The following is a 26,620-nucleotide window of genomic DNA, read 5'->3' as shown; positions in this document are numbered from 1 at the left end:
CAGAAGGAAGTTGAACTTATCGAGGGTCATGCCATGCCTGACCACATCCATCTGGTGTTGAGTATTCCACCGAAGTACAGTGTTTCGATGGTGATAGGGTATTTGAAAGGCAAGTCGGCAATTCATATTCACCGTAAGGCCGAAGGGGTCAAGAAAGGTTTTATCGGTCGGCACTTTTGGTCACGTGGTTACTGTGCCAGCACTATCGGCCTGGATGAAGAAATGATCCGGGCGTATGTAAGAGATCAAGAACATCTGGACAAACAAGAGGAGTTGGACTTCACCCAAAACCCTTAGCCCCTTTTAGGGGCTTTCCTCAAGCCACCGGCTCTGCCGGTGGTCATGACTTACAAACGAATTGATTCGTGAGCTGTTAATCACTTTCTTTTTGTTTTCCTGTATTTACCCGTAGAGAAAATCTCGTCAGCATTCTTTTTCTGATCATCTGACAAGCTGTTGTAAAATGCCTCAAAAACCGGAATGAACTTCTTGAGTTGATTGAGTTGAGACTCGCTAACCTGACTATGAAACTTCATCCGTTCTACGGCATTCAAGCCGGTGCGATTCTCCGCTCTCTGTTTTCTCAGTGCATCAGTGTCTTTGGCATTTTCACGCATGAGTACCGCTAGATCCTTCCACAACGGCTCCTGCTCTGCAGTGATGTTTAAAGAACTTTGCAGTTGCTTGATCTGGAGTTCAGCATAGTCAACAGCAGACGTTCTCGTCATTGGTGCTGCCTTTGCTTTACCGGTTGCTGCAATCAAAGGGCTTGGATTGACGAACATGAGCGTGGAGAAAAACGCCACCAGTATAATAAGTGTGGTTGGAAAAACGCGCTGATAAGACTTTTGATTCATGATCTGTCTCCTCTGTTTGAAATATGCCTGTGATAACCATGCATGACAGGCTTGTCGCTACTATGGCTCTATCACTTAACAATCAGATTGGTTTGAACTGATTCGACGCCCTTGATGCTTTTGGCAATCTCCCGTGCCTTTGTCACGCTACTGGCTGAATTCACAAAGCCACTGAGCTGGACAACTCCCTTAAAGGTCTCAACATTTATCTGTAAAACCTTGAGATCAGGGTCAGAAAAAATGGCACTTTTTACTTTTGTTGTGATCACGGTGTCATCGACATACTCGCCTGTGCCTTCGTGGGTACGTGTTGATGCGCATCCCAGAAATGATAGTGCTACGATCAGGCATGCAGATAGTTTTATGATGTTATGTAACTTAATCATGAGAGTCTCCCTTGCGTCTGATAACGTTACGTTTTTGTGGTATGTTGTGGCGGCAGATCAATATAATGAGTATTTCAGGCCCTTGCCTAAAGCTCCTACTCCAGAACAATCTCAAAAAGAACGCGCATATTGGATTTTGCTGCTGGTGAGTAAAGATTTTTAGGTGCTGATTCATAGGTAGCCGGAGTTGACTCGCCATAACCGATTTTAGTAAGTCTTTCGCGTGTTATGACGCCTTCTTCTATGAGGTATTCTTTGACTGCGGTTGCCCGTCTTTCACTAAGCTTCTGATTGTACTCTTCCGTTCCAGAGGCAGAGGTATACCCTGCAACACGGACCTTGGCTTTTGGATTATCTTTCAGAAGCTGGATATTTCTTTTCAGAATCGTCTTTGTTTCCGGCGTAAGCGTGGATTGGCCAAAATCAAAATGGATGTCTTCAAGGGCCAGAACAACAACCTTCTCAGCCTGCTTCTCTGACGCTACAACAACCACTTTTTCTTCAGCCTGCGGCTCAGCTACCACAATGACAACCGGCTCAGGTTGCGAGGCCGCTACCGGAGTTGGCGGACACAGAGCGTTTGCCTTTGCAATGGCCTGGTTGGCAAGATCAATCCCTTCCTGGGTGTGGCAGGCAGCATAAACTGAATACGCTTTGTTCTTCAGGGCTTCGGCTTCTCTGAACTCGACAGGGCATTGCTTCTCTTTACCGGCAGCGCGTGCAGCATCTACAGCCAGATCAGCGTCCACCAGTTCCTTGTGGAAATACCTGTCCTGTTTGACGTTGTACTCCATGCCGGCACACCCGAAAACCATGCTCAAAGTAAACAGGGCAAAGATATATTTTATGGTTTTGTTTAGATATTTCATCTCTCTATCTCCTTTTAGCTACTCAATGGTCATCAGGTTTTTCACACTTTTAACGCCGATGACATCACTGGCAAGTTTTGTGGCCAGCTTGATCTCATCCGCATTACTGGCCTTACCGCTCAAGGACACCATCCCATGTTTGGTGGTTACTGATGTCTTAACCGCACTGGTGGATCGGTGATATAGCAGTGTCATCTTGACCTGGGCAGTGATTGAAGCGTCGTCAATTTTTTCACCAACAGTCCGCTTCTTTGGTGGCGTTGTTGTTACCGTCATTTCGTTCTTAACTTCCTTAACACCGTTAATATCCATGGCATATTCAGTTGCCAGCTGTTTCTGAGCAAAACTGCTGGTGTCACCACGCAGGGTTACGATGCCGTCTTTTACATCAACTTCAGTCTTGCTTGCACTTACGCTGCTATGAAACAAGAGGGTGATTTTTACTTTGTCGCGGAGCCATGCATCTGAATTAGCCGAAGGTGGAGCACCTTTGATTTCCAATCTGTTATCCACACTTTTAACACCGGGAAGGCTTGCCACCGTGTCCTGGGCCAGTGATTTGTGGGATTCATCGGCAACAACGCCGGTCAGGGTAACAGCACCATCTTTTGACTGAACCTTGATATCATCAGCCTGAAGGTAGGTTTTGAAGACATAGGTCTGCCTGGCTGTTGCTTCAATGCGACTATCGGTTTTTGACGCATCTGCTGGCATGGCGGTGAAGTTAAGCATCGCCAGTGCTGCAACTACAAAAAACAGTGAATGTAGTATTCTCATCGAGTGTTCTCCTTACGGTAGCTGCTATTTTCCCAAAACTTTCTCGATCTGAGCTGCTTTTACCTGCACTTTGCCGGCAATTTTTTCACTCGTTCCTTCAATTTCAAGTTTTGGATTGTCGCTGAGCTTGCCGGCTACTTCTTTGATTTTGCCCTTTACCTGATGAAACGTGCCTTCTGCCTGGTTTCGTGTGCTTTTTTTCATGATAGTCTCCTTTTGATATGTTGATTGTTACTGCTATGCAGAGCAACTAACACGCCAACGTTTAGTAGAAATGTGTTGGTGCGTAAGTGGCTGATTGTTAACAGAAAAAAAGTATCATTAGGTGAAGTTTGGGGAGGATTTCAGGGGGTAATCCGTCATTATTGGTGGAACTGTCATATGCGGTTGATGTCTGCGAGGGATCAAGTCATGGGGCATTGGCCAAGAGACCTGCCAAAGCTGTGGCAGGTCTCCTGGCTTTTAAAAAATCATACGGTTATTGCTTTTTCTGGCAATAGCTTCGTTTGTGCCTGTTATGGCTGATCTGCTGAATAGAGACGTCTTGCATAAAAAAGGCCGACGGTTGTCCGTCGGCCACCACAGGAAGGAGGGATATAGTGTGAGTATACCCCATGTTCCTATAGAGGTTGCATGCAGCATGCCAAAAACTGCCATTCTGATTTGGGGCGATACGTGTCAGATGGTGATAACCCTTTTGTAGCCCTTGTGCATCAGGCATGCAGAGTCTGTTTTAAATTACTGAATTTACCTGCTTCAGAAAACGTGTTGGAAGGGTTCCTGAAAATGTAGATATTTTCCAAGAGGCTTAAATGTTTCTGCTCTTCTTCCAGCAGGTGTGTAAAAATATCCTGAGTTCGCTTGTCTTCTGTTTTGGTAATCAGATCTTCATAATAGCTGATACTCTTTATTTCCTCATGAATGACATAGTGATAGGCATCCATGTCATAGGCCAATTCAGCTGAGATGTTATGGAGATCGGGAAAAGGCCTGAATATACAGATAGCCTCTTTCAGTGCCTTGAAATGTATTGATGCTAAATCAGGTATGTTTTTGATGTTACTCATGACATTGCCATGTTCTTCTTCTGCTGCGGCTAGCAGTGTAAACATCTGTTTCAGTTCCTGCTGAGACACTCTCTGTGCCAGCCTGCAATAGTGATTCTTGGTCTCGAGTTCCATTTGGATTGCGCATTCCAATATGTTCATAGTGGATTCCTTGCAGATACCATCTTTTTCAGTGAGAAACCGTATCATCCAGTGATCTACTCATATTCAGTCATGTGGTGCAGGAGACAGGACAAGCATCTATTGCCTTGCTTTGAATTTTATCTTCCGGGTGGTGGCATGCCTGGCGGGGCAGGCCGTGCATCCTCTGGTGGAGCGTAATTGTAGCGCTGATACGGTTGTGGAGCCACAGCACCTGGCACCTGATTGCCCTTTGCGTACATGCATTGCAGGTAATAGGAGTCATAACGATGTTGTGCTTCATAGCCATAGACACGGCCTTTATCTGCACCTACTGCTGAACCGATCAGCAGACCACCTCCAGCACCAATTGCCGCGCCAACTCCTGCGTTTCCCGATGCTGAACCTATCAGAGCCCCTCCCACGGCTCCAAAGAGGGCGCCGACTCCTGCCCCGGAGATAGTGGATTGGTTTCGTATTTCATCCGGTGTCAGGCCGATGCCCTGGCCAGCCCACACCCTGCAGGCAGCATCATCAATCTGGAACTGTTCAAAACTTTTATCTGAGCCTGGAAGTACGTGTACACTTGGGCCGGTCGGTAAGGTTGTACATCCGGTTGTTACGAATAAGCTGAACAGGACGATGATGAATAAGACCTGTTTCATGGTAGCCCCCTATTGATTTGGTTGTAGATCAGGTTGTTGTTGGTTTTCTTCATTATCCGGTTCAGTTGGTACAACCCGCATCCAGCCCTTGGGACATTCCTTTATGGCGGGGTAGTATCCCTGTGGAGAGGGGCAATAGTACCAGTAGGTCTGTTTCGGGATAGTGGAAGGTGCTTTCTGGATGTAGATTTCCGGTTGTTGCTGGATAACAACCGGTGGTGGCACGTTATAATAATAGGGGTACGGGTAGCTATATGGGTATGGATAGGGGGCTCCCCATACCGGTGCACCGATCCATATGCCGCCATGCCGATACCGTGCATCACCAGGCAGACTGGTTGCAGCAAGCAGTAGCATAATGAACAAAACAATCTGTACAGGCTGTGCATTCATGTTGGCTCCCTTTTTTGGTGAGGTCACCTGGAAAGTGCTGTTTTGAGTCCTCTGGTGCCTGGTGCGCCCCATTTCAGACGGGACGCACCAGACCCTCTAAGAGCCTACTTGAACATCCCTTTTGCCTTCATTACTTCACAAGGGTTGCGTTTTATCATCGGTGTGGTGATTCCTTTTGCCTTGGCCCGCTCTTGCATTTGCGTATGGTGTTCGTCAACATACGCCTTGCAGGAAGCAAAGTCGGTAAAGCTACGCATCTTTGCCTGATGCTCGGTCTGTTCCGTTGCCGTCATCAGCTGCCATCCATAGGTGTTTTTTTGGGTGCCGCTCCATTGCCAGGGGCCTGCCTCAGCAATGGCAACGCCCATGGCAAGGGCTAGAGTCAGTGCGACGGTGATCATGATAGCTTTCATCTGATGTTTCCTTTCTCTTTAGAACTTCATGCCGATATTGGCGGTCGTAACAAATCCGTCCAGCTTAATATGCTGACCACCAAACGAAGGCTCTGCCCAGAGGTATTTCCCCTCCAGGCCTGCAAACATATTTTTCATGAAGTTAATGTTGAAACCGGCTCCGGCATGAAATCCATAGGTAACTTCTGTTGAACCGTGGAAATTACTGTTATTGCCTTCCAGATCCAGATCTGAAATATAGGCACCAATACCAGCCAGGCCGTACGGTTCAAACATGCCAATCGGTAAAAAAACCTTTGCTGTGGCGATCAGCGGAACCACTCGCAGCTTTGTTTCCCCTGGCTGCGCAGCCGGAGAACCGTCGCTTTCAAAGTAACCGGCTCCCAATTCTAGGGCAATCATCGGGCTGAAATAATGACCGACTGCCAGCTCACCGGCAAAGCCGGTTTTGCTATCAAAATGAGACGTGCTACCACCATTGAAATTATCCAGATCAAAGGTCATGCTGGGTGAATACATGCCACCTTTAAGCATGACGTAGTTTGTCAGTTTCTGTTCAGCAGATGCCAGGGAGCTCATGCTGAGTACTGCGATTGTGCATATCAAAAATTGAACGATTCTGGTTTTCATAGATTCTCCTTGTAAGCTGATTATTCTGATTAGGTCCAAACACCGTAAACAATTGGACATCTTCTTGGTGATGGTTCAGAGCGAACCTCCTTTGGTGAGCAGCAGCTCAGATTTGTTATGTCGGGGCATCTGACATGACATTGAAAACAGTTCTTTTTAGATTAAAACGCTTTACTCCAGGTCAGTATCAGGCCACTTCCCGGCTTGCCGTTGCGAACGAAACCGGTATCCCAGGAATAGCCAAGATACAGGGCAGAGTTCCAGAAAAAGCCGGTATCCAGGCCAATGGTTGTTGCTGCGCCGGTTGAACTTTTGAACATAAACTGATTGGTATCGGTAACCGCAGCGCGGTCTGCCCAGATAAAGGTCTCCCGCAGGTGGAGATAGATAAACGGTGCCAGTTCGCGCCGGTATCCAAGGGCCAGCAGGGCGTAATTAGAGACAAGCACCTGGTTGAACATGGTGCCGGGATATCCTGGACGGCTTAAATCGCCGGTTTCACCGGGAAGTGGTCCACCACCAATGGTAATGGCATTGTACCGGTCTGCACTTCCCTGGCGGGTAACGCCGCCATGCAGGCTGAAGAGCACCCGGTTTTTTTCAGACAGGCCCGGAATCCCTCCAACCCCCATCAGGTAGCCGCTAAACTGAAGGTAATCACGGGTATCAGCCTTGGAAAAGACCGCATCCGGGATCGTGCCAAAATCTGCCCATTTGTCCCGGTACAGGTAATCCAGATCAAATCCGGCTGCCATGCCGGTATGGGGCAGTTCCATCAGATTCCTGCGCATCCCGTCATAACGGCCCCGCAGCTTTGCGCCGTACAGCATGGTGTCCGGCGGTAATACCAGGTTCGGACCGGTGTCACTGGTCCGCATGGCGTAGAAATAGCCGACCCTGCCCAGCAACTGAAGCCTCACGTCGTTGTCAAACTGGAAAGGGGCCACCTTATAGCGCAATCCCGGACCAACAGAGGCTAGAACCGTGCCCCAGATGGTGTCCGATGACGTGATCTCTTTATTGTTCACCACTTCCCGTTGACCAAACGGGATGGTGTTATTTTCCAGGCGGGTGACCAGCTCAATATTTCCGAAGCTGCGGTCATATTCCAGTTCGTTCACAAAGATACTGATCACGTTGCGTGTCCTGGAATGTTCCCAGGTACGATTAATAAACAGAGCGCCCACCGGTGTCAGGGAGGTTTCACCCTGCTTGGGGGTATACAATACGCCGCCTAACGTGAGCGCTGTTACGTTACTGCGATCCATGGCCGGGATATCGATTGTTTTGCCCATGAACACCGTATGCAAGGCTTCTCCAGCCAATGGCGTGTGATATTCTTCTGCTTGGCCATGCGTTGCAAAAGTGGTGACAGTGATGAGTGTCAAGAGAACCCTGCCGATCCGTCTGTCCATAAACTGTTCTCCCTTCTTCTCTACCAATGGTTTGCTTAGCGACAATTCTGAAATTCCAGACAACTGAAAATATGTTGCATCTTGTCGGGCAAATTGATCAGAACCGGTTCAATGCCTCGCAACCTGAAACACTGAAGCCATGTGTAAAGGAATTGCAGTCCGGTCAGATCAAATTTGGTTATCTGCTTACAATCAATATTTTGATTCTTATGAGACCTTGAACCAAGCTGTTCCAGTGAGTCTGATAACGAATGAATGTTTTTTGCCGTAATTCCGGTAAGTGTCCAGTCGCCCTTTAGGTGAGCTACTGTGCCGGATATCGAAAGTTCCATACAGGCCTCCGGATCTGAATGCAGTTGATCTAAAATCAAATTTCTTTTCGTCTCGTTTCTGAAAAATCAGTCAGGCCCCTTTTTCTTTTATGATTAGGCATCGTTTCTTCAAAATATGTAGCTGGGCTACTTGGTCGATATTGTGGTGTTAACGATGATCACGGGGACCATCGTGGTGATCGCCTTGATGCCCTCCTCGTTGGCCGCCATGCTGATAACCATCATCCACCGGCACCAGAATGCATCCTGATAAGGTCAGGATCGTCAGCAGCAGCACGATCTGTCTGAATAAAAGAGTTTTTTTCATCATGTCCATCCTGTCCCGGCGCATATGTTCAAACGCCGCTTCCATGCAGCATGCTGTCGTAATTGATCTTTTCTGCAACTTTCCTGAAGTGAAACCCGTAGACCGCATAGGTGATTGCCAGCGGGAAGAGTCTTGGTCGTTTTATCAGAGACCAGAAGAAGAGCTTCCAGAAGTGGAACCGTTCTCTGCCGATAACTCCCAGAAACAGGATCGCTTTCAATAACGCCCCTATGTATCCCGGCTGGAGGTGGTACTTACCCAGATGAAGTGGTCGGTACTCGGTAAGCAGCCTGATTACCCGCTGATAGTAGTTTTTAGGCAGGTAAATGGTGTCCAGAATCGAGCGAAATCCTCCAATGAGTATGTCAGGCTCCATGATTGGTACAAAATTGAGGTCAGCGCACATATTGCTGCCGGAGCTTTCACTGATCAGCCGCCCTTCCTGCTCCATCCGTTGATACAGGCGGGTGCCGCGCATGGCAGAGAGTAGACCGACCATGGCGGTAACAATGCCGCTTTCCTGAATGAAACTGATCTGCTTGTCAAAGATAGCCGGCGGGTCGCTGTCAAAACCGACGATGAAGCCACCATGTACCTGCAGTCCGGCCCGCTGGATCCGTTGTACCGAAGTCAACAGGTCCCGGTTTTTGTTCTGTACCTTGCCGCTCTCGGTATGGCTTGCCTCATGGGGGGTCTCGATGCCGATAAACACCTCTTCAAACCCGGCCCTGACCATCTGCTCCATCAGCTCAGGATCATCTGCCAGATCAATGGATGCCTCGGTATAAAAATAGAAAGGGTACTGTTTTGCTGTCATCCAGCTGAGCAGGGCAGGCAGCAGTTCCTTTTTCAGCTTGCCCCTGTCACCAATGAAGTTGTCATCCACCAGAAAAACCGCCCCGCGCCATCCGCTGATGTAGAGGCTTTCCAGCTCGGCAAGCAGTTGTTTCACTTCTTTGGTTCTGGGCTTACGGCCAAAGAGCGCTGTAATGTCACAAAATTCGCAGTCAAAGGGACAGCCACGGGAATATTGGACATTCATGGCAGCATAGTCACGAACGTTGATCAAATCCCAGATGGGAACAGGGCTATCCTTCAGGTCGGTACGCTGCTCATTGATGTAGAGATGTTTGGGGTGGCCATTTTTTAGATCAGCCAGAAAAGCGGGGAGTGTCAGTTCACCTTCGCCAAGCACCAGGTGGTCAACGGCGGCATAATCCTGATGATAGGTGGTAAACAGGGGGCCACCGGCTACGATTTTCACTCCCAACTGCTGGCAGCGCACGATAACCTCATCTGCTGACTCACGCTGGATGGTCATGGCACTGATGAATACGTAGTCTGCCCAGAGCAGGTCTGTGTCAGCAAGGGGTTGTACATTCATATCCACAAGCTTTTTTCCCCATGTAGCCGGAAGCATGGCAGCCACAGTCAAAAGTCCCAGAGGCGGAAAGCTCGCCTTCCGGTCAATGAATTTCATGGCATACCGAAAGCTCCAGAAGGTATCCGGGTTATAGGGGTAAATAAGCAGGATCTTCATCGCTGGCCTTCATCCTTTGCATACTGTCGAATTAAAATAACTTTCTACATTCGGGTTAAGCCGTTTTACTATCCACTGGGAGATAACAGAGCAACTACTGCGCCATAACTGGGCTTCATTAACTATGGGTATAGACCGCTGATTGTACTGAGAAAAACCGATGGGACAAAATACAGTGGCGAGGGGGATGGCGGGAGGTGCCCGTCATATTTAACATAAGCGCTAAATCTGGTAGTTGGCAGCGGTTGCCAGAACCGGTGCTGGATCTGGTTTTCCTGTGCCAGGGGCGGAGTCAGTTGCTTCGCAGGGTGCCAGGCAGTACTTGGCTCGATAGTTGTAACGGTCACCGTTGGTGATTTCTATGCTCATATGTAGATGGGAGTTCACCAGACAGGAGGATATGATGAAAAAACTGCGCTATCTGTTAATCATGCTATGGGTGTTACTCTTTTCAGTAACCTATGCCAAGGCTCAGGTGCATATCGGTATCGGGTTACCCAACGTCAGCATCGGTATTAACCTGCCGGTATACCCGGAACTTGTCAGGGTGCCCAATTATCCCGTCTACTATGCGCCGCGGATGGATGCCAACTATTTCTTTTATGATGGCATGTACTGGGTCTATAACAATGACACCTGGTATGCCAGTTCCTGGTACAACGGCCCGTGGGGGGCTGTAGATCCCTATTATGTACCGCTGTACATCCTGCGGGTTCCTGTGCGGTATTACCGTCAGCCTCCGGTATACTTCCGTGGATGGGTTTCCAACAGGCCGCCCCGCTGGGAGCAACATTGGGGCCATGACTGGGAGCAGCGCCGAACTGGATGGAACCGCTGGAATCGCAATGCTGCTCCGGCACCGGCACCGTTACCTGTGTATCAGCGCCAGTATGCAGGCGATCGCTATCCACGGGTAGAACAGCAGCATACCTTGCGTGGCCAGAACTACAAGTATCAGCCGAAAGATAAAGTAGTTCGTCAACATCTGCAGCAGTCAGCACCGGTTGCTGCACCTAAACCCCCTGCAGCAGCTCCGCCGGTTCGCAGGACAGAACCTCACCAAATGACACCCAGGCAGCCGGAACGTTCGCCCGTAGTTGCGCCACCACACACTCGTCCTGCGGCTCCGCACCAGCAACAGCAACAGCATGTCGTACCCCATCAACAACAGCCTGCGCCGCATGTTGCGCCACCGCCCCAGGCTCGCCCTGCTCAACAGCAGCCACAGCGAGCTGTTGAACAACCTAAACAACCGGCTCCGGTGCATGCTCCTCCTCAACCAGCAGTGCATCAGCAAAAACAGCAACCGGCACCTGTCCAACAAAGACAGCAGGAACAAAAACCGCAAGGCAGGGGGGCGGACCATCAGCCAGAGCAGCGGCAGGGGCAGGATAACGATAATGACCGGGGCGGCAGAGGTCATAAGTAGCCTGTTCATGATTCGCAAGGAGTAACTGTGCAGACATTGATTGATCTTTTTGCAACGTTTGAGACATTGGGGGCCAAGGCTGCCTTTGTAAACCGTACCGGTGTGCGGCGGCTTGAACTCTCCTATGCCGCATTTCATGACCTTGCCCTTAAAATGGCAAACCTGCTGGCGCAAAACGGCGTGATGCCCGGCGACAGGGTGTTGATCTGGGGGCCAAACTCTTCCTGGTGGGCAATCGCCTGGTGGGGAATCATCCTGCGTGGCGCAATTGCAGTGCCGGTTGATTTCATGTCTGATCTGGCCCGTGCAGAATCCATCCGGGGTCTCACACAGGCTAAGCTGGTGCTGCAGAGTCGGTTCAAGGCTGACCGGATGGTTGCTGCGCCTTCACTACTGCTGGAAAATCTTCAGTACCTGCTGGAAGAGCAACAACCGATCAGTGAGATTGCCACAGCTGTGCCGGAAGATACGGCACAGCTGATTTATACCTCTGGCACCACCGGCAACCCGAAAGGGGTTATCCTGACCCATAAAAACCTGGTTGCCAACCTGCTCCAGATCAATCAGCAGGTACCGATCATCAACGCAGAGTTCAGTTTCCTGTCTCTACTGCCGCTATCCCATATGTTTGAGCAGATGGGCGGCTTTTTAACGCCACTTTATCGCGGCGCAACCATCATCTATCTGCGTACTCTCAAACCATCTGCCATCATGTCAGCGCTTGGTGAAGAGGATATTTATATAATCATGTCTGTTCCCCGTCTGATGCAACTGCTTAAGACCGGCATTGAACAGGAACTTGCAGAAAAACATCTGCTGACGTTCTTCCAGGGTCTGACTCAGCTGACAACAGCACTGTCGCAGGGGCTGAAACGGATGCTCTATTTTCCGATACAAAGGAAGTTTGGTCGCAACTTCACTGCCTTTGTTTCTGGTGGAGCCCCCCTTGCCCCTGATCTGTTCCGGTTTTGGAGCAGTTTGGGCTTCATTGTTCTGGAAGGCTACGGCTTGACCGAGACCTCACCGGTGCTCTGTGTTAACACCATGGAACATCAGCAGGCAGGCTCGGTTGGTCCGCCTTTGCCAGGGGTGAAGCTGAAGCTTGAGGAAAAGGAAGTTCTGGTGCAGGGGGATAACGTCTTTCCCGGTTATTACGAGAATGAGCAGGCCACCCGCGATGCCTTTACCGCAGATGGCTGGTTTAAGACCGGTGACCTGGGGGAGCTTGACTCGGCTGGCTGGCTGAGTATCAAAGGCAGAGAAAAAGAACTGATCGTGACCGGTGCGGGTGTCAATGTCTATCCTGATGACCTGGAAGCGGTGCTGAACAGGATCGCGGGGGTAAAAGAATCATGTGTGATCGGCCTCAACAGGGGAGGGGGGGAGGAGGTCCACGCCGTGTTGCTGCTGGATGGAAGTGGTGTGAAGCCGGAGGAGATCATCAGCCTGGCAAACAAGAGTCTGGATACGTTACACCAGATTACCGGCTACAGCCTCTGGCATGAACCGGAATTCCCCAAGACCACCACACTCAAGATCAGAAAGTTTGCGGTTAAAGAGGAACTTGCAAAGGGACCGCACAAGGAAACTGCAACAGCCAGTAACGACAGTCTGTTTAACCTGCTTGCCAGGATAACCAAAACGGATGCCACGCAGATCCATGAGGAATCACTGCTGGTGAATGACCTTGGGCTTACCTCCATTGACCGTCTGGAGCTGGTCAGTTTTCTGGAACAGGAATACCGGCTTGATATAGAGGATTCACAGATCGGGCCCCAGACCAGGGTTGCTGATCTGCGTCAGATCATTGCAAAACGTGAGAAACATGCCCGGCATGATCATTTCAGATTCTGGACTAATGCCGGTTTTTTCAGAGGTTTAAGGAAGGTCTGGGATACCCTGCTGCATGATCCACTGTTTCACCATTTTGTTGACCTTGAGGTGCAGGGGATCGAACAGCTTGAAAATTTGAACGGCCCGGTGTTTTTTGTGGCTAATCATCTCTCCTATCTGGACCAGCCAGCTGTCATGGCTGCCTTGCCTTCCAGACTGCGTTACAGCTGCGCCACTGCTGCCTGGGAAGAGTTTTTCTTTGGTGACTACCATGGTGTTGAACAGCTGCTGAGGCGCTTGTCCTACGAGTATGGCACGGTTTTGTTTAATCTCTTTCCGCTGCCACAATCACAAGGTTTCAGCGGCTCTCTCGCCTATATGGGACGGCTGGCTGATGCCGGCAGCAACATCCTGATCTTTCCTGAAGGCGGGCATTCCCTGGATGGCGCCATGCAACCGTTCCAGTTGGGACTGGGGATTATGGTCAAGGAGCTGGGTCTGCCGGTGGTGCCGATCAAGATCAGCGGGACTGATCGGGTGCTGCCCCATGAATTGAGTTTTCCTAAACAGGGCAAGGTAACGGTTACCTTTGGAGAACCGTTGCATTTTCGCTACGAAGAACCAACAGAGATTGTGGAACAGACGCGTAATGCGGTGGAAAAGCTTTCAATGTCTCTGCATTGATTTCCACACAATATGTTCGCTGGTCCTGAAGGGAAATGCCGGTTGGCAAAGGTTGCCATAAAATGGGTAAGCCAAAAGGTAACGTTGATACATGGAAGCTCATCTCACTGGTTGTAAAAGGCACCTTGAAGGATGATTGTGATGGTCACGCGGCCGAGATAGCCTTTTACCTCTTTTTTGCATTGTTCCCCTGTCTTCTTGGTCTGGCAACCCTGCTTGCCTACCTGCCGGCGCCGGACCTGTTCAAGGTGGTGCTGCGGGCTATGGATCCGTTCCTGCCTGCCACAGTCCTTTCCATGGTGAAGGAAAATCTCCGTACTCTGGCAATCCTGCAGAAAGGCGGGCTTTTGTCCTTCGGTCTGCTGTTGTCGCTTTGGACCGCATCAAATGCGATGGTTGCAGTTCAGAAAGCCCTGAATGATGCCTATACTGCGGATGAACAACGTCCCTATTGGAAGGTCAGGCTTGTTTCCATACTGCTGGTCATCTGCCTGGCCTGTTTCATTGTCGTCTCGCTGCTCCTGCTTTTTTGGGGCCCTCGGATCGGTGTCTGGATAGCGTCTCTGGCAGATCTCGGCACAGCTTTCACCATGGTATGGAACCTTCTGCGCTGGCCTGTGATTTTCTGGCTTATGATGATGGCATTGTCAGCGCTTTATCGTTACGCGCCAGCGGTGCGGTTGTCATGGCGAGAGACAGTTCCTGGTGTTGTTGCAGCCACGGGGGCATGGATCGCGGTAACGCTGGTCTATTCATTTTATGTAAATAATTACAGCACCTATGTTGATACCTACGGAAGTACCGGAGCGATTGTTGCGCTTCTTGTCTGGATGTACGCCAGTGCCTTGGTGGTTCTTGTTGGCGGTGAGATAAATGCCCGGATGCGAGAGCTGTTGTAAAACGGTTGTGTGAGAAAATAAAGAAAGTCACTATGAATCTGCCTTGGAAGAAAACGTTTGTTATGGGATTAGCTGTTGTGCTGATGTCAGTCGCCACCTGCTATTCAGCTGCTTTTGCCCCACTGCCAAAGCAGTTTACCAGCACACAGGCGGATACCCAGGAAAGCAAGACAGCAACAAAAGCGATAACTCCTGAACAGCAGATTGAAATCGCCAGACGTGCGCTGACCAAGGCTCAGTCGGAACGGGATCAGGCGCTCGCGGCCTCAGAAGATAGTTCCCGCCAGGAGGTACAAGAGCGTAACCGTCTTTTGGATGGGTTGGTTACCCGTTTTGGTTCTCAACTGAGCCTGATTGATGAACGGGAGGAACTGCGGAGGGCACGTGTTGTTGCTGATCAAAAGACAAAGAGCTGGTCAGGTTTCCACGATCCACCACCCTATTCGATTCTGGTCGTTGATGAGTTGATGGGATCAGTGCTGGCTGCCCGCTCCAGGTCACAAGGTCTTAGTACCAATCAGGATCTGCTGGCCAGCCAGATTGCACATTATCGGGAAGCGGCAAAGCAGGTGCAGGAAAGGGAACGCCAGGCTGCTGACGAGCTTGAGCATGCGCAAACTCCTGAACAACGATTGACTGCTGCATGGCAAAAGGAGTTGGCGGCACTTCGTACCCGTAACGCAGATGCCCTGTCTGGGTTGTTAGCACTGCGTTATGAGGTGATTGGAGAACGCCTTGGAATAGCAGGAGTTGAACGGGAACTGCTGGAGCGGCAACTGGCAGAAGCCAGGAAAAAGGTTGTTTTCAGTCAGGCAGACCTGGACAAAACAATTGCTCGCTTGAAGTCGGAACGGGTTAACCTTGAACAGGAGTTGGATGCGTCATTGGTTCGTGATGCACGGAGCAGAACTGTATTGGCTGGCATAAAACGAAATCTGGAAAAAGGTGCTCTGCTTCAGGGGACCATTGATGGCACCTCCGTACTGAAAAAAATGCAGCGTGACAGGCTTGAAGCAGAACAACGCGCTGCAGTGGCATGGGTCGAAAGTTCGCGTTTTGAAACCGAGGTCATCTCTGCGTTAATCGCAACAAACAAGTCTACCTCCAGTTTTTGGGAAAAACGCTATGCTGCCCTTACCGGGAAAAACCTGGGAAAACTGCGCGCTATCCTTGTTGAATTTCGCACGAGTGTTGAACAGCTTAAGCCCTGGTTGCTGTTTGCCCAGCAACAACTGGAACTGTATCAGGCTGCTGAACGTGCCCAGAAATTACGGTTATTCAAGATTGACAAGAAAAATGTTCTTAACCTGGCAGAACTGGATCTGCTTGCGGCGATACGTCTTCAGCGGGAACTGGCCGAACGTCAGAAGGTTGCTGTTGAGCATGCATACAGTGAACGACAGGCATGGCTGGAAGAGATGGAGCGGGTTCAGCATGCTCAAACCATCACCGACAGGACGTGGGACTGGTTCGGGACGTTTCCGAATATACTCGGACATATATGGCGCTTTGAACTGTTTGCCATTGAGGACAGTGTGGAGGTTGCCGGACAAAAAGTGATTACGTCACGTGGAGTGACCGTTGGCAAGAGTGTTGGCGCGATCCTTCTGTTTCTTGTCGGCTACATGATAGCTCTATTTTCAGGTCACAAAGTTCAACGTATTATGGTCACCCGCTTCCGTGTCGGTGAACATCAGGCCAATGTTATTCGTCGCTGGCTTCTGGCTTTGACCGTATTTATCCTGATGATCATTACCCTTAACCTTGCCCGTATTCCCCTTACCGTCTTTGCCTTTCTTGGTGGAGCACTGGCCATTGGTGTCGGTTTCGGCACCCAGACCCTGATCAAAAACTTCATCAGCGGTATCTTAATTTTGCTGGAGCGCAATGTGAAGGTGGGGGATACCATTGAGGTTGATGGCGTGGTCGGGAGGATCGTAACGGTTGATATCAGGGCCTCAACGGTCCTCGGGTTTGATGGTGTCGAGACAGTGATTCCAAACGCCATGTTCCTTGAAAACAAGGTGACCAACTGGACACACACCAATGCCAGTCTGCGGCGTACCGTGAAGGTCGGGGTCGCCTATGGTTCATCGCTGACACGGGTGCGGGACATCCTGGTGGAGTCTGCTCGCGAACATGGCCTGATCCTAAAGAACCCACCACCGGAAGCCCTCTTGGATGATTTTGGTGACAGCTCGCTGGTCTTTATACTGTACTTCTGGATTGACTACAGTGCCGCGGTAAACCCGTTGATTGTAGCCAGCGATCTCCGTTTCATGATTGATAAACGCTTTGGCGAGGAACAGATCATTTTTGCGTTCCCCCAGTGCGACATACATCTTGATCGTTCAGAGCCGCTTCGCGTTCAGGTTGTGCCCACTCCAGCGGTTCCTTAAACTTAAATAGTACGGTACACAAATCACTCCGTTATTCACGCATCAGAAACAGCCACATTTGACGGCTTTGTTGTATGCGACAGTATCCCTTGATGGTTCCCCCTTTTTTCTTTCTGCATTTTTAAAACTTATCCCGTAAATACATGTGGTTAAAAGAGCTGAAGCAAAATTTCCCTTTCGGCATACAAGTTGTATTTCAGACGGATACGACACTTGTGATGCACTCACCAGTTGAGAAAGGAAACGTATGTCAAACAGTATGAAGGCATACCTCGTTGGCGGAGGTATCGGTTCCCTGGCCGCAGCTGCATTCATGATCCGTGACGGAGATGTTCCGGGAAGTTTCATCACTATCCTCGAAGCCATGCCCGTTCCCGGTGGCAGTCTTGACGGCGGTGGAAATTCGGAGACCGGCTACACCATGCGTGGTGGCCGGATGCTGACCACAGACAATTTTGAATGCACCTGGGATCTGTTCAAATCCATTCCATCCCTGATCCATCCGGGGCGGACCGTATATGACGAAACTATTACCTTTAATGAGCAGAATATCCCCCATTCATCAGCACGTCTGGTTGATGAAAATCGCTTCAGGGTAGATGTAACATCCATGGGATTCAGCATGGAAGACCGGCTGGAGCTGATCAAGCTGGTTGAGGCCGATGATGACAAACTGGGTGCGAGCTGCATTACCGATTGGTTTTCACCGGGCTTTTTCAAGACAACATTCTGGTACATGTGGGCCAGTACCTTTGCCTTCCAGCCCTGGCACAGTGCGATTGAATTTAAGCGCTATCTGCATCGCTTCATGCTTGAATTTTCCCGGATTGAAACCCTGGCCGGCATTAAACGCACCGTTTTCAACCAGTATGATTCGCTGGTGCATCCCTTGTTAAGCTGGCTGCAGACGCAAGGGGTACAGATAGAGATGAACTGTACGGTGACTGATTTTAACCTGCTGACTGAAGGTGGCAAAATCACGGTTACCGGCCTGCAATGTAATCGCAATGGTACCCATGAGACCATTAACGTTGCCGAGGGTGATCTGGTGTTTTTCCAGAACGGATCAATGACGGATGCTTCCAGCTACGGTTCAATGACGCACCCGCCTGAACACCGCACCAAGCAGGATAGTGGCGGTTGGGCATTATGGGAAAAACTTGCCATTGCTCACCCTGATTTCGGTAACCCGGCTGCCTTCAATAGCAGTATTCCTGAAACCTACTGGCATTCATTTACCGTTACACTGAAAGATACGGGTTTCTTCGATGCCATGGAAAAATTTACCGGTAACATCGCTGGTACCGGCGGCTTGGTAACCTTTAAGGATTCCAACTGGTTTATGTCGGTGGTGCTTGCCCATCAGCCACATTTTGCCAATCAGCCTGCAGGGGTACAGGTGTTCTGGGGCTATGCACTGCACCCGGACCGCATCGGTAATTTTGTAGCCAAGTCAATGGCAGATTGCAGCGGTGCAGAAATCCTGCTGGAACTTTGCGGACATCTGAATTTTGATCTGGAAATAATGGCAACCGCTATCTGTATTCCTTGTCGTATGCCGTACATCACCAGCATGTTCATGCCACGTGCCCAGGGTGATCGACCACTTCCCGTACCTCAAAATTCCAAAAACCTGGCCTTTATCAGCCAGTTTGTCGAAATCCCTGATGATGTGGTTTTTACGGTTGAGTATTCAGTCCGGGCAGCCCAGACGGCAGTCTATGCACTCCTGAAGATTAATCGCGAAGTTCCTCCGGTTCATAGACATGACAAGTCGCTGAAGGTGAAGCTGGATGCGGTGATCAAGGCCTTTAAATAAGGGGCAGAAACCGACAGGAGTAGCAGCGCCATGACCAAGTGCGTGTTAATTATCACAGGCAGTGCCACCGATGCCAAAGCGTTGGAAAATGTGCTTGGTACTGCACGGGATGGCCCATTCCGTATTGAATGGGTGACACTTCTGTCTGAAGCGCTGGAACGGTTGCACAGAGGCGATATCGATGTGATCCTGGTCGATTTCTTTCTGGATGATAGTCAGGGGATTGAAACCTTTGACCGGCTATTTGTCGCAGCGCCCCATACACCTATCATGATACTCAGTGACCTGGATGACGAGCTTCTTGCCTGGGAGGCAGTACAACGCGGTGCACAAGGCAGTCTTTCAAAAGGTTACTTTGGAAGCTATCTGGTGCCGCAATCCCTGCGTCAAATTATCCAGCGCAAGGCGGTTGAGGAAGCACTCTTTCTTGAAAAAAACCGGGCCGAGATCACGCTTAATTCAATCAGTGATGCGGTCATCGGCACCGATATGTCAGGTAATATTGATTATCTGAATATTGCAGCAGAACAGATGACCGGCTGGTCACGGGATGAGGCACGGGGGCTGCCAATCAACCAGGTCATGCATATTGTTAATGGTGATACACGGGAAACAGAGCGTAACCCGGTAGAATTGGTGCTGCAGCAAAACAAACCGATGGGACTGACTGCAGGTACCATCCTGATCAGACGTGATGGTAATGAGGCATCTATCGAAGATTCATCCGCCCCGATTCATGATCTAAGGGGACAGATCAGTGGAGCCGTTATTGTCTTTCACGATATTACGGTTGCTCAGGAAATGGCCTTGAAAATGGCGTATCTTGCGCAGCATGACTTCCTGACCAACTTACCCAACCGTGTACTACTGAACGACCGGATCGTGCAGTCAATATCCCTGGCTAAACGAAGTGGTACCAGCCTGGCCATTCTGTTTCTTGATCTGGATAATTTCAAATACATCAATGATTCACTGGGACACGCAACAGGCGACAAACTACTGCAATCAGTTGCGCAGATACTTACAACATGCGTGCGCAGCTCTGACACCGTAAGCCGACAGGGGGGGGATGAGTTTGTTATCCTGATAGCTTTGGGTAATAATTCGGAATCCGCCTCCCTGACCGCCGAGAAAATACTCACCGCTCTGGCAGCATCCCATTCCATTGCAAAGCATAAACTGCATGTAACACCCAGCATCGGCATCAGTGTCTATCCCGCAGATGGACAGGATGCTGAAACGCTGATTAAAAACGCTGATACGGCGATGTATCATGCCAAGGAAAAAGGCCGTAATAACTATCAATTTTTCAGTACTAGTATGAATGTCCGGGCGGTAGAAAGACAGGTTATTGAAACCAATTTGCGGCGTGCGCTGGAGTATCAGGAATTTGTCTTGCATTACCAGCCCAAGGTAAACCTGAAGACCGGTAAGATTACTGGTGCTGAAGCACTGCTGCGCTGGATGCATCCCAAGTGGGGCATGGTGCTGCCAGGTCGTTTTGTGGCCATTGCTGAAGCTTGCGGCCTGATTGTCCCCATTGGTAACTGGGTGTTGCGCGAGGCGTGTGAACAGGCCAGGCGTTGGAAAGAGGCTGGGTTGGAACTTGATACCATTACGGTCAATATTTCTGCGCTGGAGTTTCGTCGCAATGATTTTGTTGAGGGGGTTCGCACTATTTTACACAGAACCGGTTTGGCAGCAGGCTGCCTGCAGCTGGAAATAACCGAAAGTGTGCTTATGCGTGATGCTGAATCCAGTACGATCATACTGAAACAGTTAAAGGATATGGGAGTGCAGTTGGCGGTGGATGATTTTGGTACCGGCTATTCCAGCTTGAGCTACCTAAGACTGTTTCCGATAGATGTTCTCAAAATAGACCGTTCTTTTGTGCATGACATAGGTTCTTCAGAAGATAATGGAATTATTGTCAGCGCCGTTATCGCAATGGGCAACAGTCTTAAGCAGCGGGTAGTTGCGGAAGGTGTGGAAGTACAGGCCCAATTGGATTTTCTCAAAGCACTGCAGTGTGAAGAGGGGCAGGGCTATTTATTCAGTCGGCCACTGGTTGCAGAACAATTCGCCACATTGCTTGTAACAGGAATACCGGGGACAGAACACCCGGTAGATGGGCAAAAAGGAGTATTCCATGCATAAAATCATCAAGAAAAACTTTTACGATCGTGCTGTTGGTTGTTTGAATGGCTGGAGTATGAAGTCAGTCATAGTACTGCTGGGTATCCTCTGCATAGCCGATGTTGGCACCTGTCTGAGGCTTGATAGCTCTATCTGCAGCCCAGGATCAGAAATAGCCTATTATGCCAAAGGACAGTTGAAATCCTGCACACTTGAAAATGATCAGGAGTTCAATGGTGTCAGATGTAAACAGGCAGCCCTTACAGAGTTCCATGAAAACGGAAAACTGAAAAGCTGCACCACCCGTAAATATTTCCAGTCTGGCGCTATTACCTGCAACCAGTTCAGTCAGGTCAGCTTCTATGCAACAGGCAGATTATACAGCTGCGATCTTGCCAACCAGATCACTATTGCTGGCAAGATCTGTGCGCAATTAAAGCCGATCTTCCTCTTTGAAAACGGGAAACTGAAGTCCTGCAGCATGCCTGATTAATTGATACAGCCAAGGGGGAATCTGTATGTCAAATCAGACCGTAATATCAGGTAACCCCTCTCTTCCTGACCCTGCATCACCCTTCACATATGGCGGTTGTGTTAAACCTGACGGATACCGTTGGCGGTTTTGCTGATACAAGAATCCCTCCTTATGGATTATCCCAATCCGATCAGTCTGTTGTGGTTGTCTGAAGCTTTATTTTTCTCTGGCACGGTAGTTGCGCTGTCTCTGTAGCATTTAGATGTAGAAACAGATCACAAAACGCCAACGTTGTTCAGATCAGACAACGTCATATCTGCGTATACAAGGAGGATCAGATGAAACAGGTATCCAGGATTGGAATTGTGCAGTTTGCCGTAGCAGTTGCGGCCATTACACTGGTTGCAGGGTGTGCAAATACCCCGCTGCGTACAGAGGCCTCAACCTCAGGTATCCGCGCTGCCGAAGAGGCCGGGGCGGCCCAGGTGCCGCAGGCTTCGCTGCATTTGCAGCTTGCCAAAGAAGAGCTGGCAGCTGCCAAGGCTTTGTCCGAGAAAGGCGAAAAGGAGCAGGCAACCTCAATGCTGCTGCGGGCTGAATCAGATGCAGAACTGGCTGTGGTGCTTTCCCACAAGGATGATGAAAAGACTGAGGCCAGGGCAGCCGTAGAGCGCGTACGCCAACTTAGGAAAGACAACCAATAAACCAATCGGTTTCGCAAGGAGTACAACATGAAAACAGTCTCGTATCTTAGTATGGTCCTGTTGATCACATTCGTCGTTGGCTGTGCAACAGTGCCGCCAAATGAGTTGGTCAATGCCCGTTCAGCCTATCAGCGTGCAAGCATGGGGCCGGCACAGCAACTGGTACCAGCTGAATTGCACAAGGCACAACAGGCGCTTGATCAAGCTGAAAAGTCCTTCAAGGACGACTCTGATTCCTTCAAAACAAAAGATCTTGCTTACGTTGCCCAGCGCAAGGTTGAACAGGCAGAAGCACTAGCTGTCATTGCTGCTGACAAGGCGCGCAAGGACAAGGCAGAAGCTGATTACGTAAAAGAACAAGCCGCACAGGTTGCGCAAGGCAAACAGGATTTGAGCGATTCAGAAAAGCGGACTGCTGCTGTACATGCTGAACTTGGCAGACAGGCCGCTATTGCACAGGGCAAGCAGAATCTCAGCGATTCAGAAAAAAAGTCCGCTGCTGCGCAGGCTGAAATAGACAAGCAGGCAGCACTTAAACTGGCCAAGCAGATGTCGGATGCTGATTTACAACGTCAGCAGGGCGATATACTGAAAAACAAGCAGGCATTGCAAGAGTCAGAAAAGCGTACGGCTGATGCGCTTGCCGCACTTTCCTCCCTTGCCATGCTGAAGGAAGAGGAGCGCGGACTGGTGCTTACCCTGTCCGGTAGTGTGCTTTTCCGGTCAGCCCAATCGACACTGCTGCCCCAGGCGCAGGAAAAACTTGATCAGGTAGCCAAGGCGCTGCTGGCGATTCCTGCCCGTAATCTTATTGTTGAAGGTCATACTGATTCCCAGGGTTCTGATGCCTATAACCAGCGACTGTCGCAACGCAGGGCAGATGCGGTCCGCGAATATCTGGTGCAGAAGGGGTATCCGGCTGATCGTATCCAGGCCCGTGGTAAGGGCGAAGGCAGCCCGATAGCCAAAAACAGTTCCGCTGAAGGACGTGCCAACAATCGACGTGTCGAAATCGTTATCCAGCGTGACATGCAGGCATCAAAATAATCAGGATGTCACAGCTACAAGGATGAACCGGGCCGCGAGGAGGGTATGTTCAGATCCTCCTCGCGTTCTCTGTAAGGTTGGCGTTGGAGGCCATACCACATGCAAGCCGTGCCGATCTCACTTTCCTACCGCCGTTACGCACTGGGACTCCTTCTGGCAATAAACCTGCTTAACTATATCGACCGTCAGGCACTTTTTGCCGTATTTCCTCTGATCAAGTTTGATTTACAGCTTACGGACACCGCGCTGGGGTTTCTAGGCAGCGCCTTCATGCTCAGTTACCTGCTGATCGCTCCACTCTTTGGCTGGCTTGGTGACCGTTACAGCCGGACCATGCTTGCTTCAGGCGGCTTGGTTGTCTGGAGTCTGGCCACCGCCCTGTCCGGTTTTGCCCCTGGCTACCGGACCCTGCTGGCAGCCCGCGCTACGGTCGGGGTAGGGGAGGCCAGTTTCGGCACCGTGTCGCCAGGATTGATTGCTGACTTCTTTCCCAAGGAACGTCTGGGACAGATCCTGGCCTGGTTTTATGTTGCCATTCCGGTTGGCAGCGCGCTGGGCTATCTGCTTGGCGGATTGCTGGGGCAACGCTATGGCTGGCATACCGCCTTTCTAATGGTGGGGTTGCCGGGACTGCTTTTGGCGGTTCCTTTGGCGCTGTTGCGAACACCGCCCCGTGGCGGTGAATCACCAACAGTACAGCACGAGCCGTCAGGCTACGGGAGTCTGTTCAGAAACCGTTCCTTTGTTTTGAATACCGTTGCCATGGCAGCCATGACCTTTGCCATCGGTGGGCTTGCCCAATGGATTCCCTCATTTCTGCACCGCAGCCACGGTCTTGATGTAGGGCGAGGCAACATGCTGTTCGGTGCCACCACGGTTGTGGCTGGCATACTGGGTACCCTGGCAGGGGGCTGGCTTGGGGATCGTTGGCAAAAAAAGAGTGGTAAGGGCTATCTGCTGATTTCCGGCTGGGGGTTTCTGCTGGGTACTCCATTTGCTGCCTGGTCGATCCTTGCTCCTGGCCTTGCGGGCTGTATCTCAGCCATGTTCTGCGCTGAATTTTTTCTCTTCCTCAACACAGGTCCGCTTAACACTGTGATTATCAACGTTACCAACCCTTCTGTCAGAGCCATGGCCTTTGCACTCAACATTTTTTGTATCCATGCCCTGGGTGACGCAGTTTCCCCCACCATTTTAGGTTGGCTGTCTGACCAGTGGGGGCTGCGTAGCGCACTTCTTATTACTCCGTTTGCCATGCTGCTGGCCGGCCTGTTCTGCTTTGTCTGTAGCAGGTTTGTGGTGAAGGATATGGCGTTAGTAGAGGGGACATGATCAGAAATAACGAGGGAATCCAAATGTTCTATTCAAGACTGTTTTGTATCGTCTGTATGCTGCTGCTGCCAATACCGGTTCTTGCGCTGGATGACCGTTACGGTTATCCGATTCAGGGGTCCCATGAAGCCAGTATTATCGGAACTCCGGCAGAGCTTATGCCTGAATTGCCTGCACGCGTGCCCACTCGTCAACTGGTGCTTGATCTGTTTCCTGATCGGAAAAAACCTCCGATATTCTTTTATGATGAAGGTCTGCGTTGCACCTTTGCCTATCAGGATAAAAAAGCTCCGCTGGTTTTTATTGTCGGTGGTGCCGGTGCCGGTGACCGGACAGACAAGCTGATTGTCATGACAAAGGCGCTGTATCAGGCAGGTTTTCATGTCATTACCCTGCCATCACCCAGCAGTGCCAATTTTATTGTCTCTGCCTCCCGTAGCAGTGTTCCAGGCGACCTGACCGAGGATGCCGCTGATCTGTACCGTGCCATGGATGCCGCCTGGAAGCAGGTACAGGGTGATATTGAAGTCTCGTCGTTTCATCTCTGCGGTTATAGCCTGGGCGCCAGCGAAGTCGCTTTTGTGGCCAAGCTGGATGAAGAACGCAAGCTGTTTAATTTTGGCAAGGTACTGATGATCAATCCGCCGGTAAGCGTGTACAATTCTGCAACGCGGATTGAGGAGTTGATGAAGCAGATTCCAGGCGGGGCAAAAAAACAGGGTTTTTTTGTCAACAGGATGTTGTCAAAGTTCAGCCAGTTTTATCGCTATGGGAATTTTGTCACCATAAATGAAGATTTTCTTTATGCAATCTATACGGAAAAGCTGTTCACCCATGAGGAAACAGCCGGTTTGATCGGAATTACCTACCGTATTGGAATGGCCGGTATGCTCTTTACCTCTGATGTCATGACCAATAGCGGGTATGTGGTGCCCAAAAACCGTGTCTTGCGTCCCACTGATTCGCTGTATGAGTATTTTATGGTCTCTACCCACCTGAGTTTTTTTGATTATTTCAACGAACAGTTTTATCCCCATTTTCAGAAACAGCGACCAGGACTGACCAAACAGCAGCTGATCGATGCCCAGAGTTTGAAGAGTATTGAGGGGTATCTGAAGTCATCTGCCAAGTTCGGTCTGATTACCAACGAGAATGACTTTATTCTCACCAGGGCAGAGCTTGACTACCTGCGTCAGCTTTTTGGTAAGCGGGCCAAAATTTACCCACGTGGCGGACATCTGGGCAACATTGAGTACAAAGATAATCTGGCCTATATGATCGCATTTTTACAAGATAAGGAGACACTCCAATGAGGGCTTTTCAACGGCTGTCCGGCCTGATTTTCCTTGCCTTGCTGCTGTCACTTTCCGGCTGTGCTACAACCGGTGTCACTACCCAGGCAGAGATTCCGGCAAGACATTCCATCAGCGAGTTTAATGACCAGCGTTTTGCCGAGGTGTCAGACCCCTGGGAAGCTACCAATCGGAGCATGTACCGCTTCAACTTTTACTTTGATAAATATCTCTTTCTGCCGGTGGTGGGTGGCTATGAGTATATCACCCCCACCTTTCTGCAGGAACGGATCTCCGGTTTCTACAGCAACCTTGGAGAGCTGCAGAACTTCAGCAACAGCCTGTTCCAGCTGAAAGGGCTTGAAGCACTTTCAACGCTTGGCCGTTTTGTGACCAACAGCACGGTTGGCATTGGTGGCCTGTTTGACCCGGCCACCAGCTTTGGCCTTGAGCGTCGGAATCAGGACTTTGGCAAGACCCTGGGGTATTGGGGGGCTGATTCAGGCCCCTATCTGGTGCTGCCGGTCTTTGGGCCTTCCTCTATGCGCGATGCAAGCGGGCTTGTAGTGGACAGTGCCATCACATACGGAGTCTACAGTGCCATAGACCCTTTTGGCAGTAGCGACTACAGTTTTGAAATCGGTGCAGGCATAACAACCCTGGGGTTTGTTGACACACGGCATCACCAGAGTTTCCGTTATTTTGAGAGCGGTAATCCCTTTGAATATTATCTGGTTCGTTTTTTTTATCATGAGAAGCGTGAGATAGAGTCCGGCAAGCGTTCTACCAAGGAATGATGA

At 50.1% G+C, this 26,620-nt stretch carries 28 protein-coding genes; 13 read left to right on the top strand and 15 right to left on the bottom strand.

Features of this window, described 5'->3' with window-relative positions; translation table 11 throughout:
* Positions 1–297, top strand: a 297-nt coding sequence (gene tnpA, locus B5D39_RS12745) for an IS200/IS605 family transposase (RefSeq protein ID WP_078790850.1), incomplete at its 5' end; no start/stop codon positions are given.
* Between the two features lie 80 nt (positions 298–377).
* Here the strand turns inward: tnpA and B5D39_RS12740 are convergent.
* From B5D39_RS12740 to B5D39_RS16955, 15 genes are all read right to left on the bottom strand, one after another.
* Positions 378–857: a Spy/CpxP family protein refolding chaperone gene (locus tag B5D39_RS12740; protein WP_078790849.1), complete on the bottom strand. Its 480-nt coding sequence runs from the start codon at positions 855–857 to the stop codon at positions 378–380.
* Positions 858–928: 71 nt separating this feature from the next.
* The gene (locus tag B5D39_RS12735; RefSeq protein WP_078790848.1) at positions 929–1,243 is read right to left on the bottom strand and encodes a BON domain-containing protein; all 315 of its coding nucleotides are present in this window, start codon (positions 1,241–1,243) and stop codon (positions 929–931) included.
* Positions 1,244–1,338: 95 nt separating this feature from the next.
* A complete protein-coding gene (locus tag B5D39_RS12730) occupies positions 1,339–2,112 on the bottom strand; it encodes an OmpA family protein (protein WP_078790847.1) in 774 nt (257 codons plus the stop codon).
* An 18-nt stretch (positions 2,113–2,130) separates the two neighbouring features.
* Positions 2,131–2,889 carry a BON domain-containing protein gene (locus B5D39_RS12725; protein WP_078790846.1) on the bottom strand — a complete coding sequence of 253 codons (759 nt, stop codon included), beginning with the start codon at positions 2,887–2,889 and terminating at the stop codon, positions 2,131–2,133.
* 24 nt (positions 2,890–2,913) lie between these two features.
* Positions 2,914–3,093 carry a CsbD family protein gene (locus B5D39_RS12720; RefSeq protein WP_078790845.1) on the bottom strand — a complete coding sequence of 60 codons (180 nt, stop codon included), beginning with the start codon at positions 3,091–3,093 and terminating at the stop codon, positions 2,914–2,916.
* Positions 3,094–3,602: 509 nt separating this feature from the next.
* Positions 3,603–4,097 (bottom strand): ferritin-like domain-containing protein, encoded by a 495-nt coding sequence (locus B5D39_RS12710; protein WP_161947501.1) that lies wholly within the window; start codon positions 4,095–4,097, stop codon positions 3,603–3,605.
* A gap of 119 nt (positions 4,098–4,216) precedes the next feature.
* On the bottom strand, positions 4,217–4,741 hold the full coding sequence (locus B5D39_RS12705; protein WP_078790842.1) for a glycine zipper family protein: 525 nt from the start codon (positions 4,739–4,741) through the stop codon (positions 4,217–4,219).
* 9 nt (positions 4,742–4,750) lie between these two features.
* Positions 4,751–5,134: a hypothetical protein gene (locus B5D39_RS12700; RefSeq protein ID WP_078790841.1), complete on the bottom strand. Its 384-nt coding sequence runs from the start codon at positions 5,132–5,134 to the stop codon at positions 4,751–4,753.
* 104 nt (positions 5,135–5,238) lie between these two features.
* Positions 5,239–5,547, bottom strand: coding sequence for a hypothetical protein (locus B5D39_RS12695; protein WP_078790840.1), 309 nt, complete (start codon positions 5,545–5,547; stop codon positions 5,239–5,241).
* 18 nt (positions 5,548–5,565) lie between these two features.
* Positions 5,566–6,177 (bottom strand): outer membrane beta-barrel protein, encoded by a 612-nt coding sequence (locus tag B5D39_RS12690; protein WP_279627310.1) that lies wholly within the window; start codon positions 6,175–6,177, stop codon positions 5,566–5,568.
* A gap of 161 nt (positions 6,178–6,338) precedes the next feature.
* Positions 6,339–7,592 (bottom strand): hypothetical protein, encoded by a 1,254-nt coding sequence (locus B5D39_RS12685; protein ID WP_078790838.1) that lies wholly within the window; start codon positions 7,590–7,592, stop codon positions 6,339–6,341.
* Positions 7,593–7,627: 35 nt separating this feature from the next.
* The gene (locus B5D39_RS17460; protein ID WP_078790837.1) at positions 7,628–7,924 is read right to left on the bottom strand and encodes an STAS domain-containing protein; all 297 of its coding nucleotides are present in this window, start codon (positions 7,922–7,924) and stop codon (positions 7,628–7,630) included.
* A gap of 148 nt (positions 7,925–8,072) precedes the next feature.
* A complete protein-coding gene (locus tag B5D39_RS16960; RefSeq protein WP_153304311.1) occupies positions 8,073–8,231 on the bottom strand; it encodes a hypothetical protein in 159 nt (52 codons plus the stop codon).
* Between the two features lie 28 nt (positions 8,232–8,259).
* Positions 8,260–9,771, bottom strand: coding sequence for a B12-binding domain-containing radical SAM protein (locus B5D39_RS12670; RefSeq protein WP_078790835.1), 1,512 nt, complete (start codon positions 9,769–9,771; stop codon positions 8,260–8,262).
* Between the two features lie 222 nt (positions 9,772–9,993).
* The gene (locus tag B5D39_RS16955; protein WP_153304310.1) at positions 9,994–10,140 is read right to left on the bottom strand and encodes a hypothetical protein; all 147 of its coding nucleotides are present in this window, start codon (positions 10,138–10,140) and stop codon (positions 9,994–9,996) included.
* 34 nt (positions 10,141–10,174) lie between these two features.
* Between B5D39_RS16955 and B5D39_RS12665 the strand changes: the two genes are divergently transcribed.
* From B5D39_RS12665 to B5D39_RS12610, 12 genes are all read left to right on the top strand, one after another.
* Positions 10,175–11,200 carry a hypothetical protein gene (locus tag B5D39_RS12665; RefSeq protein ID WP_078790834.1) on the top strand — a complete coding sequence of 342 codons (1,026 nt, stop codon included), beginning with the start codon at positions 10,175–10,177 and terminating at the stop codon, positions 11,198–11,200.
* A 27-nt stretch (positions 11,201–11,227) separates the two neighbouring features.
* Positions 11,228–13,717, top strand: a complete 2,490-nt coding sequence (locus tag B5D39_RS12660) for an AMP-binding protein (protein ID WP_078790833.1) — start codon at positions 11,228–11,230, stop codon at positions 13,715–13,717.
* Positions 13,718–13,779: 62 nt separating this feature from the next.
* On the top strand, positions 13,780–14,616 hold the full coding sequence (locus tag B5D39_RS12655) for a YihY/virulence factor BrkB family protein (RefSeq protein ID WP_208610591.1): 837 nt from the start codon (positions 13,780–13,782) through the stop codon (positions 14,614–14,616).
* Between the two features lie 62 nt (positions 14,617–14,678).
* On the top strand, positions 14,679–17,015 hold the full coding sequence (locus tag B5D39_RS12650) for a mechanosensitive ion channel domain-containing protein (RefSeq protein ID WP_161947499.1): 2,337 nt from the start codon (positions 14,679–14,681) through the stop codon (positions 17,013–17,015).
* Positions 17,016–17,274: 259 nt separating this feature from the next.
* Positions 17,275–18,834, top strand: a complete 1,560-nt coding sequence (locus B5D39_RS12645; RefSeq protein WP_208610590.1) for an oleate hydratase — start codon at positions 17,275–17,277, stop codon at positions 18,832–18,834.
* Positions 18,835–18,864: 30 nt separating this feature from the next.
* Positions 18,865–20,991 carry a putative bifunctional diguanylate cyclase/phosphodiesterase gene (locus tag B5D39_RS12640; protein ID WP_078790829.1) on the top strand — a complete coding sequence of 709 codons (2,127 nt, stop codon included), beginning with the start codon at positions 18,865–18,867 and terminating at the stop codon, positions 20,989–20,991.
* Entirely contained in the window at positions 20,984–21,463 is a 480-nt protein-coding gene (locus tag B5D39_RS12635) for a toxin-antitoxin system YwqK family antitoxin (RefSeq protein ID WP_244161407.1), read from the top strand. Before B5D39_RS12640 ends, B5D39_RS12635 begins: the two co-directional genes overlap by 8 nt.
* A gap of 320 nt (positions 21,464–21,783) precedes the next feature.
* Positions 21,784–22,149 carry a DUF4398 domain-containing protein gene (locus tag B5D39_RS12630; protein ID WP_078790828.1) on the top strand — a complete coding sequence of 122 codons (366 nt, stop codon included), beginning with the start codon at positions 21,784–21,786 and terminating at the stop codon, positions 22,147–22,149.
* A 27-nt stretch (positions 22,150–22,176) separates the two neighbouring features.
* Positions 22,177–23,196, top strand: a complete 1,020-nt coding sequence (locus B5D39_RS12625) for an OmpA family protein (protein ID WP_078790827.1) — start codon at positions 22,177–22,179, stop codon at positions 23,194–23,196.
* 99 nt (positions 23,197–23,295) lie between these two features.
* Entirely contained in the window at positions 23,296–24,528 is a 1,233-nt protein-coding gene (locus B5D39_RS12620; protein WP_078790826.1) for a spinster family MFS transporter, read from the top strand.
* Between the two features lie 23 nt (positions 24,529–24,551).
* Positions 24,552–25,841 carry a hypothetical protein gene (locus B5D39_RS12615; RefSeq protein ID WP_078790825.1) on the top strand — a complete coding sequence of 430 codons (1,290 nt, stop codon included), beginning with the start codon at positions 24,552–24,554 and terminating at the stop codon, positions 25,839–25,841.
* Positions 25,838–26,617, top strand: coding sequence for an MlaA family lipoprotein (locus tag B5D39_RS12610; RefSeq protein WP_078790824.1), 780 nt, complete (start codon positions 25,838–25,840; stop codon positions 26,615–26,617). The genes B5D39_RS12615 and B5D39_RS12610 overlap by 4 nt, the downstream gene beginning before the upstream one ends.
* The last annotated feature ends 3 nt before the right edge of the window (positions 26,618–26,620 follow it).

Source organism: Trichlorobacter thiogenes (genome assembly GCF_900167465.1).
Lineage (GTDB): Bacteria > Desulfobacterota > Desulfuromonadia > Geobacterales > Pseudopelobacteraceae > Trichlorobacter > Trichlorobacter thiogenes.
Note: the sequence above shows the minus strand (reverse complement) of the source record. Positions and strands in the feature narration are given on the sequence as shown.